The following is a 12,609-nucleotide window of genomic DNA, read 5'->3' as shown; positions in this document are numbered from 1 at the left end:
GGAGCAGGTTCAAGCAATCGGCGTCGCAGGGTCTTGCTTACCGTTCAGGTGTCTGACGAGTTTGCCCAGCGTTGTAGCCTGAATCAGTAGGCTAAATACCACCACAAGATATGTCACTCCAATCAGCATCTCGCGCCCAGAAAAATCTGGTAGCGACAATGCTAACGCTAGCGAAATCCCGCCACGTAGTCCGCCCCACGTCAGGATAGTGGCTGAGTGTGGATTGAGCCGGCGGAAGTTCTGCAACGCCAGTAGCGGAATGGCCACGCTGATACCACGCGCTAACAATACGACAGGAATAGCGGCCAAGCGGAGCCAGACGATATGTTGCTGCAACGACAGAGCGATGACCTCCAGGCCAATCAAGCCGAAGAGAATCAGGTTCAGCAATTCGTCGAGCAGTCCCCAAAAATTGAAGAGATGTTCGTGGGTTTTCTCCGACATGGTTGTGACACCATGGTTGCCAATCACTAGGCCCATGCTAACTACGGAGAGAGGCGCAGATACATGTACTGCTTCGGCCAGACTGTAGCCGCCGGTAGCCAGTGCTAGAGTGATCAGAATTTCGATGGGATAGCTGTCGATACCCCTAAGCAGCGTTGATGCTCCATATCCGAGCGCGGCACCGAGTACCAGAGCACCGAGAACCTCACGAATTAGTGCGAGCGCGACATGCGGCGCGGAGAATTCTGTGGCCCCCGTGGCCAGCCCCACAAGCGTCAAGAATGCGACTACGGCGGTACCGTCGTTGAACAGGGACTCGCCCGCAATCTTGGTCTCAAGGCTTTCGGGAGCACCTGCATTTTTGAGTGCGCTGAGCACCGCGATTGGGTCAGTGGGGGAGATCAGTGAACCAAATACCATGCACCATAGGAAGCTGATCGGGTGCCCCAGCCATTGCGCTACATAGTAGAAGCCACAACCCACCGCAATAGTGGAGATTATGACTCCCATCGTGGCGAGTAGGACCACGGCACTGCGCTGGCGGTGCATGCGTGAGAGGTCAACGTGGAGTGCACTGGCAAATAGCAGAAGACTCAGTAGGCCGTGGAAAACCAGGTCGGCAAAGTCTATCTGTGCTACCAACCTGCGTGCCTGGACGACCATCTCCGGATGCTCGAAGCCCAGAATCGACATGCACAGGCAAGCCAGCAGGCCCACAGCGGTTATACCCAAGGTGTCGGGAAGTTTGATGAAACGGAAGTTGATGACGCCGAAAATGGCAATGAGAGAGAGAAGGGCACCAATCCCCTGGAATACAGTCATTGAGGTGTAGTTTCTCCCGGAAGATGGGGGCGGAAAATCGGTGCGCTATGGGAATAGCCTTCCCGGCAACTTTCTAGGCGGTGCGCCGTGCGGCACCGCTTTCGGTAGCCACGTGCCCTAGTTGGCGGAAGCGCCTAACCCAAACGCAAATACTCCACTGAACTCAGAAGAAAGATTGGAATCTCGTCCGGACTCGGCGGCTACAAGTTGCTTTGCTGAGGCAAGGGCTTGGCCCCAACACTGGACCGGGTTGCATAGTCGACGCCGTGATGATTCAGGTAGTCGCGAATGAGTTGCCGTACGACTTGGGACGGCGTTTGATCTTGCGCAGCACACAGTGCCTCGAATGCGCTCTTCTTCACCGGATCGATTAGGACTGTGAGTCGTGCAGTCTTTGTTTCCATGTGTCTTGAAATAGTGTTGTATGATAATGTAATTATCATACTATACAAGCGGAAAAACTGCAGGCTACCGGCGCACAAAAAGTGGCCCGAAAAGCCCTTGGTTGATCGGTGGCTTGCAATTCGGAGACTGTTCGTCTGAGGGCATAGTGGTAGAAGTAACTATTGAAATATCTAGATATCTTGGCTTCCAGGGTCGGGGCTCGGCACGATTGGTCCATGCGGCCACCCAGTTCGAGTGCGATGTTCTTCTCGTCAGCGCTGACTTCACTGCAAACGCCAAAGATGTTATGCAGGTCATGCGGTTTTCTGCACGCGCGGGCACCCACATCCGAATTCAGGCTGCCGGTCCCGATGAGGCCGCCGCAGTGATGGCCCTGGCCCATCTACTGGCAGGTTGAGCCATTTGCGCGAACAAACGTTCTGAGAATTGCAAAATGAATCCCCCCCGAGCCTCCTTTCGTGAATATCTAAGATTTCTTGCCACAGTCACCGACGATGGGAAACCTGTGGTGCTGGAGACAGAGGATGCACTTTCGCTCCATTTCGACATCCGTGCGACCCAGAGTTTCATGTCTCGACGAGACCCGAATAAGCTGGTCCTGGGCTATACGCGCACGATGATGGGCTTTCTGTTGCTGCGGCCCTCGCCCACACGGGTCTCCATGATCGGACTGGGCGGCGGATCCCTTGCCAAATACTGCTATCACTATCTTCCCGCTACAAAAGTGGTCGCCATCGAAATTGATCCCGCAGTGATCGCCTTACGCAACACGTTTCAGATTCCCGCGGACGGGGAGCGATTCGAAGTTATATGCGCGGACGGTGCGGAGTACGTCAAAGGCCAGGATGCACGACCAGATGTGATTTTGGTGGACGGCTTTGTTGCGCATGGTATGCCTGCGCAGTTGGGGACAGCCGCCTTCTATTCGGACTGCCACGCCCGGCTTGCCGACAATGGCATTCTTGTTGCCAATTTTCTGGAGCAGGATCCCGATGTTCCCTTCTACCTTGAAGAGATTCGCTCTGTATTCGGCGACTCCTTCTCCGTGTCACTGACAGAGGACAGTTGCAACTACACGCTATTCGCTTGGAAGGGGGCGTGGAAGCTTCCTTCGCTGGATACGCTAGTCACAAGAGCTCGCTTGCTAGAGACCATGCATCCTCTGAACCTGCGCGCAGCGGCTGGTCGACTGAAGCGCGGCAAACGCCTCGCATCAGATCACGTCTTTTGGCAGAGATTGGCCGGTTGACTGCGATGCCGTTGAACAGTGCATTTCCTGAGAGACCCTCACCAAGAGTGCGCACATGCCCATCCCATACCTGCGCCGGCTGACTGGGAGTGAGCGCAGTCCCGATGCCAATACTCGATTGGCTCGCTATCTCACCTTTGTTGCCGGAGCGACTAATGCAGGCGGGTTCTTGGCCGTGCAGCAGTACACCTCTCACATGTCTGGAATCCTGTCCACCATGGCCGACAGTTTGGCGCTCGGTAACCTAGGGCTTGTGCTGGATAGCGTCGGTGCCTTGCTGTCATTTTTGGGTGGAGCCGCTTGCTCGGCCGTTCTCATCAATTGGGGGCAGCGCGAGCGGCTAGAGAGCGCGTATGCCCTGCCGTTAATGGCGGAGGCAGCATTGCTCATTTGTTTTGGGCTGCTCGGCACCAATCTTGAGCGTCATGAGTGGTTGTTCATTCCCACGACGGTGATGGTCCTGTGCTTCATCATGGGGCTACAAAATGCGATGGTGACAAAGGTGTCGAAAGCTGAAATCCGCACCACGCATGTGACCGGTATGGTGACCGATATCGGCATTGAACTCGGGAAGCTTTTCTACTGGAATCTGGCAAAGACCGATGCAGGTAAGCCCCCGGTTCTGGCCAATCGCCAGAAACTGCGCGTCCTCGTCACCCTTGTCGGTCTCTTCTTTCTCGGTGGCGTAGCAGGAGCATTGGGATTCAAGCATGTGGGGTTCAGCATGACGTTGCCGCTGGCTGTCATGCTGCTTGCACTGGCCGCGGTGCCAGTCATCGACGACGTGCGGCTTCGCTTTTGGCGCCAGGATTTCCTTGCTCATTTTGGCGATCGCATCCGTGGCAGGGCTTCGGAAGTCAAGGCTGACGCTCATGCCATCTGGTCGGCTGCAAAGGACGCTCGCGTCCCTTGGTATGCGAAGACGCTTGCCACGCTAGTCGCTGCCTATGCTCTATCTCCCATTGATCTCATACCCGATTTTGTGCCGGTGCTTGGCTATGTCGACGATGTCATTCTGATTCCTTTGGGTATCCTGCTGGTCGTCAAGATGATTCCTGCGCAGGTATTGGAGGAACATCGCGCGGCGAGCCGCAGTACCGCTCAACGGCCAATTTGCCGGACGGCGGTGCTGGCTATTGCGATGATCTGGATTTCCGCTGCCTTGTGGTTCGCCCTTTGCCTTCTGCGATTCTTCGCTTTGTAATTGCACCATGAATGAAGCCAAATCTACGACCCGCCTGACCGCGTTGGTTGCCCTCGGACGCGAGCGAGGATTTCTCACACATGGAGAAATCAGCGACGCTATACCAGAAGGTAATGTCGAACAAATGCAGGCAATGCTGGAGCAGTTTGGTGTCGAAGTTGTCGAGCGGATATCGGAGGGAGACTCCCTTCAACTTGACTCGCTCAAAGATGCTTCAGTTGTTGACGCCGCGGCCATAGAGGACGCCGCCACGGCCGTCTTGCAAAAGGATGGACGGGGCATACGTACCGTTGATCCCTTGCAACTCTATCTACGCGAGATTGGCGCAGCCCCATTGCTCACGCGTGAGGCGGAGGTCGCCATCGCAAAGCGGCTTGAGGATGCTGTGGTCGAGGCAGTCATGGAAATGGCTACATGTCCGGTCATTATCTATGAGTTACTTGCCATCGCGGATGAGATCCAACGTGGTGAGATGAATGTCGAGGACATGTTCAGTCAGCAGTCGGGCGTTGTGCCAGCAATAGGCGGCGTTGATACCGAGGTCGAGAGCCGAACGATGGTGACGGACGAATTGGGCACCAACGATGCAGATACCGATGATGGTGAGTCCAGCACAGTTTCCACGTTGGCGTCGCCAACCAAGTTTCCTACTGCATCTCAACAAGACGTTCTGGACCGACTGGCCAGCATTCGTGCTCTGTTCACGGGGTGGAATTCTGGTCCTGAGCATCTGAGGAAAACGTCCAGTACCGCTCTCGTGGACGCGATGCGAAAGGGATTGGCGGCCTTCCGACTGACGAACGCTGCCGTTACGCGACTAAGTGAGACCCTGTTTCGCAATATCAATGCCGCGCGCAAAGCTGAACGTCGTATTGCAGCAGTCGTCGTCGATCGATGTGGAGTCAGTCGGGAGAGCTTCCTGCAGAGCTTCCCGGGAAACGAAATTCATCTTGGTTGGGCCAATAGCTTTGCTGGACAGTGCGCTTGCGGGTCACCGGATGCGCTGTTGCGAGCTGTTCCGGAGATTCAAGGAATCCAGCGGGAATTGATGGCAGTCGAGCGTCAATCGGGTATGTCGCTTGACGAATTGAAGGAAGCTGGCAGGCGAGTGGCAAAGGCACAGGCAAAGGCTCAGGCAGCGCGGGCAGAAATGATCGAAGCTAATCTTCGCCTAGTGGTTTCCAATGCCAAGAAGTTCATTTACCGAGGAATGCCGCTATCTGATCTTATTCAGGAGGGGAATGTGGGACTCATGCGTGCCGTCGACCGTTTCGACTATCGCCTAGGTTACAAATTCTCAACCTACGCCACCTGGTGGATCCGCCAGGCCATTGGCCGTTCTATTGCGGACAAGGGGCCTACCATTCGTATTCCTATTCATCTGGTGGAGGTTGTCGCGAGAGTCAATCGTGCCTTCCGTGATTTCTTCAATGAAACGGGGGCAGCGCCCGCGCCGGCGGATCTTGCAGAGCGTCTGTCAATGCCAGAGAAAAAAATCAAGGCCATTTTGAATCTGGTCAAGGAACCGCTTTCATTGGAGACCCCAATGGGCGAAAGTGGCGACGCGCTGCTAGGCGATACACTTGCCGATTCCGTTTCGGCCTCCCCGGAGGAGTCAGCAATGCGCGTGTCGCTCAGAGCTGATCTGGAAGAGGCTTTGGCAACTTTGAAGCCTAGGGAAGCGAAGATTGTGAGGATGCGGTTTGGCATGGATACCGGAACCGAATACACCCTCGAAGAAATCGGTCAACAGTACGGCGTCACTCGTGAGCGCGTTCGTCAACTCGAACGGCAGGCGCTACGCAAGTTGCGCAATCCCGATCGAGCTCCTCGTTTGCACGCGCATCGTGACGTCGCCTAGGAGCAAACGCTAGCGCGGCGACTCCTAGGAACGTTTTTGCTCTCATTCTGAGCCAAGATTTTACGTGGATAAGTTGTTCACCAAGGCGGAGGTTGAATGATTCGTTTCGCCCTGTGGTAGCAGCACGACAAGTAGCCGGTATACCGTGTGTACGGTTGAAACCTCAATCAAGAAATTCAACTTTGGCGGCGATTTTTTGTGCTGACAAATCCCTGTCAGTTAAACCAGAGCAACACTGGAACTAGGAGTCCAACATGGCGACCTATGAACGCGGAAGCACTTGCATTATGACCGGAGTGGAGGAGCTGACTGCCGGTAGGTATAGAGGGTGGCTTAAGATTGAGATTGACAGCAGCAAATGGCTTCACACTTGCTCCAAGTCCCACGCGACCCCAGCTGATGCCCTGAAGGAAGCTGACATGGACGTGGAGTATGCGTATCGCAAATTCCTGAAGGATCGGATCGGCTGCCAATAGCTTGGCTTTGTCATTGAATACACTAGGTCCCCTCAGGCCATCTTTCATGGAGAGGTGTAAGCACGCAACTCGGCATGCACCCAGTGTCGATCATGCTTGAGGGGATAGACCAAGCGCGTTCGTCAGTTCGGAGGCAGGTGCCAGGGGCGATACTGATCTCGCCCCGCATTTTCCCGCGCATCGAGACGCGCCTCGATCCAGAAGACATTTCATTTGCCGAAATGCCGGGCTGTTGGACGAGGCACTGGAAGACGCGCTGTACGACAGAGGGGAGCATCCGTCCTGAGCAGCAAAAGCGCGGTCATGAAGGGCGCAAAACGCGAGAAGGACACCTTTAATTGGTCCTTCTGTCCCCGCTTGCGAAATCCGAAGACCATGGCTTGTGCAACATCAACCGCAGACTTCATTGATCTGCAGGCCAAACTTCGCTATCTGGGGCAATCCTACTATTCGTGCGTGTATGGACCCAACGCCTTTTGCAAGCTTCTTGTTCGTGATGTTGAAACGGTCTGCATGCATGTATCCGGCTTGCCCGATGGGCGCTTGCCGAAGCACGCCCGCAGCCTTGATGAGATCCGCGCACCCTGTCCTTAGCAAGATCGCGGCGTACCTGACAACGGTCGCCGGCACGAAAAACAGGTCTTAGGATGCTGGTTCAACCAATTTCGTCATCGCTTTGAGAAGCTTCGCAAACCTGCATGGGTATCCTCCCTCCTTGCAAGCTGCTTTGCGGCTATGCCGTGGCGCAGCGCGATGTGTAGGTAGAGTCGCTGCTGAGTAGCGCTTGGATGACGCGCGCGTTTTTGTTGGCTAGCGCAACCGCGGCGCAGTTGTGCCCTCGTCGCGCAATCAACTGCTGTAGCCAGACGCTCTGCGGATCGGCCTTCTTCATAGCGTAACGCAGGACGGCTCGGGCGCCATGGATGAGCAGGGTTCGCAGGTAGGTGTCACCGCGCCGGCTGATGCCGTGCAGCCGAGACTTGCCTCCCGACGAGTACTGGCGTGGCACTAGGCCGAGCCAGGCCGCAAGGTGCCGACCGTTGCGGAATTGCTTGGCGTCGCCAACGGCGGCCACCATGGCCGTGGCAGTGATTGGACCGATGCCAGGCACTTGCGCGATCTTCTTGCATAGCGCGGATTGCTTCATGAAGGACTGGATCGAGGCTTCGATTAGATGGACACGTTCCTCGATGGCCTTCAGCTGCTGCAGCAGTTCGGTTAGTAGCGTCTGGCAGAACGACGTCAGCTCGTCGGCGCTCTTGCTAAGCAGGTCCGGGATTGCACGCTTGAACGCATCTGGCGAGCGCGAAATCGTGAGGCCTCGCTCCCCGAGCAAGCCGCGCATCTGGTTGATCATGGCGGTACGGTGGCGGAGCAGAATAGTGCGCATTCGATGCCCGGCCTGGATGTCCTGTTGCTCGACCGACTTGACGGCAACGAAGCGCATCGCGGGCCGGCTGGCAGCCTCGACGATTGCTTCGGCATCGTTGCGGTCATTCTTGCTAGTTTTGACGAACGGCGAAACATACAGAAGGCTGATCAGGCGGACCTCAACGCCGAGCGCCTGGAAGCGCCGTGCTCAGTGATGCGCCGTGCTGCAGGCTTCCATGACGATCATCCGCGGATTCAGTGTGCGAACGTCGAGTTTCGCCGAGAACTACATACACTACTCAGTCGAAGTGAATCTGTGCACGAGCTCCAGCGTACGATCTATACGGGCAAGGTCGCTCCGGAGCGCGGCCGTCGTCGTGACGAAATGCTCGCGATTTCTGGCTCCTTGACCCTGCGACGAACCTGGTGATTGCCTGGAACACGCGGCGCATGCAATCGACAGTCGACGCGTGGCGCGGCAAGGGACAGCGAGTCGACGACGATTGGCTGCATCGAATGGGGCCGGCACATTCGGCGCATGTGAACTTTCGGGGCACGTTGCGATTTCCCCTTGAGCAGTACCAGGACATGCTGCTCGAAGCGGCGCCTTGGCAGCGTGCGGCAGGATCGTGAGGGCCACCTTCAAGGAGGAGGCAGGATGGACATCAACACCGATGCGGTCGACAAGGTTGTCCTCGCGCTGCTCTACCTGAATTTATGCGACGAGAATCGTGCCTGGAAGAGCCTTGACCGGGACGCGCTGAATCGCTTGCACGAGAAAGGGATCATCTGGGATCCGGCCAACCGTGCGAAATCGGTGTGGCTGACCGACGAGGGCCTAGGCGAGGCCGAGCGGTTGTTCACGAAATACTTCGTCCGCGCTGGCGACTAGCAAGGGGTAAGCAGGCTATTGCACACAGGTATATAGCGCGCTTTTCTGCGTTGTCCGTGGGCTCTCGGGCGGTGTTTGCTGGCAAGGTTGGCGCCAGATTCTGCATCGAAAGGAAGCGAGTTCGTGAACTCGATGGTTTCTTAACACTAGGATTTTTAAAGGTAATTTGTTCCTTGCCGCCAGATTTTGCACGGAGAGTACGATTACCCCATGTAGCGCCGCGGCGTCAGCAGCGCAGCCAAGAGAGCTCCGTTGCACTCCAGGCAGCACGGCAACCAATCGAAAACAGCGCATGTCGGAATCACGCAGGCGTCGCGTGCCGGCGACTTGCATGAGTTCGTGTTGCGCAGACATTCCTTAGCCTTATCAATCCATGGATGCCCGATAAGAAGACGCAGTGATCGAGCCCTTACGTATCTGTTGCGTGTTGTGTTTGTCGGAGGCAACATCCAATCCGGTATCGCCTCCAACGTACTCGCTAGATTTTGGCCTTGACCGTTATTCGACAAGTGGTTAGCACAGGATCAGCGACCGCATATTCCGTGCTAACCGTGACTTGAGCCTCACCCGGGGCGGTAGCAATTCCTGCTTTAACCGATGCGCGGCCACGCTCATCCGTTTGAGCACTATTTGATTCGAGTTGAAGCCCCGTTGTACCACTATTCATCGTAAAATGAACGTTTATGTTTGGCATGTGAGCGCCATCGTCGTATACTGCGGCAACAATAGGGGCGGGCGCTTGGCCGACAAGGATCGTTGGTGAGTCGTCGGAGTGCAACTCGATACTCCGTGCTTTAAAAGTGCGGATGCGAAAGACCGCGGGCGCCAAAGCTGAATCTAGGGTGATGTTGATGTCTGCGTGCCCGATTCCGGCAGCACCACCATCAAAACCAATGTGAGCTAGGCCATTTGCGTCCGTTTGAACGCTGGTAGCCACAAGCTTTAGCCCGGTTGTGCCACTATTGATTACGCAATGTACCAAGGTGCCAGCGCCAACCGGTTTGCCTGACTCGAGGGCTTGGACGATCAATGGTCCTGGAACCTTGCCGATGGGAATTGACTGGGATGCATCACTGAACATTTTCAACGCTCCGGTTCCTGACACGACATGAATTTTGAACGTCACGGACTGAGAAGCAGATGTGGTGTGCGGCGCGTGTGCTTCTACGGTGGCTTTGCCGACCGCAGTGGCTGGGGTTAGATGGACAGTAGCAATGCTATCAGAACCGGTGATGGCGTCTTCTGTCTCTAGCTTGATGCCCGTTGAGCCACTCATTATGCTGAAATGAACAGGCACATTGCCGGCCTCATTGCCATCGTCCGTGACCTCCACGCTTAAGGCGCTATTGGACGACCCAACGAGCGTTCGTCCTCCGCCGCCAATGTATGTAAGTACCCGTTCGGACACGCTCCGGAGAAAGAAGTGTGCTTGCTGCATAGCATTTTCTGTCGCAACAATAATCCGCATGCCACCATAGGCGGCGGGGGTACGGGTCACTCTTGTGCGGGCTTTTCCCGTCGCATCCGTCTCCGTATGTGGGCTCGTCAGGGTGCACCCCGCGCCACCGGCATCGATAGAGAAGTTGACTTTTATGCCCGCTTCGACAGGAACGCCTAAATCCCGGACCTGAACCTCCAACTCCCCCGAAGTTTCGTCCCCAAAAAGGTGTTGCTTGTCGCCCTTCGTTATCTCGATGAATCGCCTGGGAACAACTACGTCGAACTCTAAAGGCTTTGCCACACTGTTTTCCAACGTGGCGGTAGCTTTTACCGTCTCAGCCACCCGTCCCGCTCGAAAGATTGCTTTCGCACGTCCGTACAAATCCGTTTGAACTCTCGATGGGCCATCTAGTTTTGATCCGGAAGACGTTTCCTGAAGCGTAAACGCGACCCACCGATTGGCAATGCCGGAGCCTCCATGATGACCTAGCGCCATAAGAGATAATTCTCCAATTTTTCCGGATTCGATGACAATGGCCGATGTGCTGTCTTTTATGAGTTGCGCGTCTTCGTTAAAGATTGCCTCAAGATGGTGGTCTGCCTCCATTCTTAGTGTTAGCTTGCTTTGATTGCTAGCCGGCTGCCCGTCGAGCCGCCAAGAAATGAAATCTTGATCTGCCGCTAAATTTTGTAAAGTTGCGGTAACATAGGTCCCGGCGAGATAAGATGGGCCCGGGGGATCCAGGTGAATAATCGCGACATTCGCGGCAGGAGGGGTTACCTCCAGTCTCCGCATTGCACTGCCCTGGTCAAAGTGGGCTCGAAGCGAATGCTCGGCGTTCATCGTAACGCTCACAGGGTTTGCATTGCTGTAACGATTTCCATCAAGTTCCCAATGATCAAATTTGTATCCACCTGCGCGTGGTAACGCCGTAACGGTGACTGTGCTATCTTTGGGATACGGTCCCAGGGCACTCTGAATCGCGGTGCCGCCTTGAGGCGGGTCTACGTCAATGTGCAAAGTTACAGGAGTCCATCGCGGTATTTCTGCCCCTCGATAAGCGGCAACAACTCGGGTACTTAGGCGCAGGAAACGCGCAGCATCTGCGGCATTAGGCTGGCCCATCGGGATGCCCATGGGTTTTCCCTGCCATGTCAGTTCCGCGGCGGAAAATGCTGGGACACGCTGGCATGCACCATCAATACAAGCACTGGGGTATGCCATCACGGTATAAAACGATTTATCGTCAGGGACGTAGCCGCGCACATAATCGTACTTAGGATCGTCGCCGCCGGATGGCCGGGTGAATCTATCATGCTTAGCCCCAAGCAAATGCCCTAGCTCGTGAGCGAAGACGTTGGTGTCGACAGAGCCGATATCGATAGAAAAACACGATCGGTGGAGTCCTGACACCATTGCCGTTGGAGGTTCGGGAGTCGCCCCTGCGGATCCAAGAATGAATCCTTGTGCGTTTTGCGTTGGGTTTGCAGCGAATAAAGCAACGACATCGGCTTGAATAGCCTCCCTAGCCTTGGATACCGCCTCGAAAGCAGGACTTCCTTCGCGCAACACTTCATTTAGCAAAGCTTGCGTATCGGTAGCCTGTAAAGCGGGAGCTTCCTGTATCAAGATTTCAACGCGAGCCGCTATCTTGCTGTTTGAGAAAACCTCGTTGGTCAGGGATTGTGCGTGCCCGGCGATCGCTTTCATTCCGTCGACGGATTGCGAGTGTTGTTTTGCGGTTGCCTGCGGGTACAATGCAAGCACCTGAATGACTGAGGTGGATTGACTCGTGTCTATTCCGTCATTCTCATAATATTTCCCGTGATGCCGGGTACTCTCCGCTGATTGCGGAACTATTGTTTCTGGGCAATGTATGGAGGAGAAAGGAGTCTTGCGTGAAATATACACCGTACTATCAATCGGCCCGGGGGTTATTACGTAAGAGGTATCGTCCACGATCACGCTGCCCGATAGCGAAACCGGCTTTGTTCCGCTCGCGAGCAACCCGATTAAACAAAGATACCCACGAACATTCGAAGCGCCAGGCATTACGCCGCGCCACGTAACCCCATCAACACCGAATGGCTCGATGATCTCTGTCTGTAGGGTCAGGGAAAGATCGTCAAAAAGATTAAAAGTAATCTGTGGGGGTGTGCTTTGAGTTTTGAAGCAAAATATCAAGGATTCCCTCAAAGCGGTGACATCCAGGCCCGCTGTTCTCTTCCCGTGCTCGTTCGCCGAGGATGAGTGCTCGTTTACAAGGCGTATGAATATGGGCTTACCTGCATCGGTTTCCATGAGAGAACTCCGTTGAATGTGGATTGGTGACAAATAATGACTTCACCTTGGCAGGACCAAAAAACAACGCTCGATGTCGGGCTCCGGGTCCCTGCGCTCGCCCTCATTTTTAAATTAACTCTAAAAAACTGGAACTGCGCACA

Annotated in this window: 8 protein-coding genes and 2 pseudogenes; 6 read left to right on the top strand and 4 right to left on the bottom strand. The window is 55.2% G+C overall.

The annotated features are described in order from the left end of the window. Nucleotides 1-9: 9 nt before the first annotated feature. The gene (locus AC3FLX_RS30370) at nucleotides 10-1,266 is read right to left on the bottom strand and encodes a cation:proton antiporter (protein WP_488701042.1); all 1,257 of its coding nucleotides are present in this window, start codon (nucleotides 1,264-1,266) and stop codon (nucleotides 10-12) included. Nucleotides 1,267-1,466: 200 nt separating this feature from the next. Then, nucleotides 1,467-1,670 carry a CopG family transcriptional regulator gene (locus tag AC3FLX_RS30365; protein WP_488701041.1) on the bottom strand — a complete coding sequence of 68 codons (204 nt, stop codon included), beginning with the start codon at nucleotides 1,668-1,670 and terminating at the stop codon, nucleotides 1,467-1,469. 146 nt (nucleotides 1,671-1,816) lie between these two features. Between AC3FLX_RS30365 and AC3FLX_RS30360 the strand changes: the two genes are divergently transcribed. From AC3FLX_RS30360 to rpoD, 4 genes are read left to right on the top strand one after another with little or no spacing between them, the layout of a single operon-like run. Then, nucleotides 1,817-2,068 (top strand): HPr family phosphocarrier protein, encoded by a 252-nt coding sequence (locus AC3FLX_RS30360; protein ID WP_488701040.1) that lies wholly within the window; start codon nucleotides 1,817-1,819, stop codon nucleotides 2,066-2,068. A 36-nt stretch (nucleotides 2,069-2,104) separates the two neighbouring features. Next, the gene (locus AC3FLX_RS30355; protein WP_488701039.1) at nucleotides 2,105-2,920 is read left to right on the top strand and encodes a fused MFS/spermidine synthase; all 816 of its coding nucleotides are present in this window, start codon (nucleotides 2,105-2,107) and stop codon (nucleotides 2,918-2,920) included. Nucleotides 2,921-2,975: 55 nt separating this feature from the next. Then, complete coding sequence (locus AC3FLX_RS30350) at nucleotides 2,976-4,124, top strand: DUF1275 domain-containing transporter (protein WP_488701038.1); 1,149 nt, start codon at nucleotides 2,976-2,978, stop codon at nucleotides 4,122-4,124. Nucleotides 4,125-4,131: 7 nt separating this feature from the next. Continuing rightward, the gene (gene rpoD, locus AC3FLX_RS30345; protein ID WP_488701037.1) at nucleotides 4,132-5,985 is read left to right on the top strand and encodes an RNA polymerase sigma factor RpoD; all 1,854 of its coding nucleotides are present in this window, start codon (nucleotides 4,132-4,134) and stop codon (nucleotides 5,983-5,985) included. A gap of 1,209 nt (nucleotides 5,986-7,194) precedes the next feature. On the opposite strand, the pseudogene AC3FLX_RS30340 reads toward rpoD, so the two are convergent. Continuing rightward, nucleotides 7,195-8,100 (bottom strand): annotated as a pseudogene (locus AC3FLX_RS30340) (IS110 family RNA-guided transposase); the annotation flags it as partial. Between AC3FLX_RS30340 and AC3FLX_RS30335 the strand changes: the two are divergent. Next, a pseudogene (locus AC3FLX_RS30335) lies at nucleotides 8,095-8,465 on the top strand (Tn3 family transposase); the annotation flags it as partial. The pseudogenes AC3FLX_RS30340 and AC3FLX_RS30335 sit on opposite strands and share 6 nt — an antisense overlap. Before the next feature lie 25 nt (nucleotides 8,466-8,490). Beyond that, the gene (locus tag AC3FLX_RS30330) at nucleotides 8,491-8,724 is read left to right on the top strand and encodes a DUF6429 family protein (protein ID WP_488701036.1); all 234 of its coding nucleotides are present in this window, start codon (nucleotides 8,491-8,493) and stop codon (nucleotides 8,722-8,724) included. A 478-nt stretch (nucleotides 8,725-9,202) separates the two neighbouring features. Here AC3FLX_RS30330 and AC3FLX_RS30325 read toward each other — a convergent pair whose 3' ends face one another. After that, nucleotides 9,203-12,466, bottom strand: a complete 3,264-nt coding sequence (locus tag AC3FLX_RS30325) for an InlB B-repeat-containing protein (protein ID WP_488701035.1) — start codon at nucleotides 12,464-12,466, stop codon at nucleotides 9,203-9,205. Between the last annotated feature and the right edge of the window lie 143 nt (nucleotides 12,467-12,609).

The organism is Cupriavidus sp. 291-E7, from assembly GCF_057798835.1.
The sequence above is the reverse complement of the archived record's forward strand: the minus strand, read 5'-3'. Positions and strand labels throughout refer to the sequence as shown.